Annotated in this window: 1 rRNA gene; it reads left to right on the top strand. The window is 38.7% G+C overall.

Annotated elements, in window-relative coordinates:
* Nucleotides 1–161: 161 nt before the first annotated feature.
* Nucleotides 162–269: ribosomal RNA gene (locus H5S39_RS00010) — 23S ribosomal RNA — on the top strand; the annotation flags it as partial.

Genomic DNA, 269 nt, shown 5'->3' with positions numbered 1-269 from the left:
TTAGTTTTGAGGGGTTTACCCTCAGAGCTTGTACTTTGAAAACTAAATATTATCTAATTTCTTTATTAACAAAACAATAAACCGAGAACACCGCGTTATTTGAGTTTTAATTAACGAATCAAATCGCTAACTCAATTAATCAAACAATCAACGATTGTTTAGGTTAAGTTATGAAGGGCGCATGGTGAATGCCTTGGTACTAGGAGCCGATGAAGGACGGGACTAACACCGATATGCTTCGGGGAGCGGTAAGTACGCTTTGATCCGGA

Source organism: Limosilactobacillus rudii, from assembly GCF_014145455.1.
GTDB lineage: Bacteria > Bacillota > Bacilli > Lactobacillales > Lactobacillaceae > Limosilactobacillus > Limosilactobacillus rudii.
This window is presented reverse-complemented; position numbering and strand designations above follow the sequence as displayed.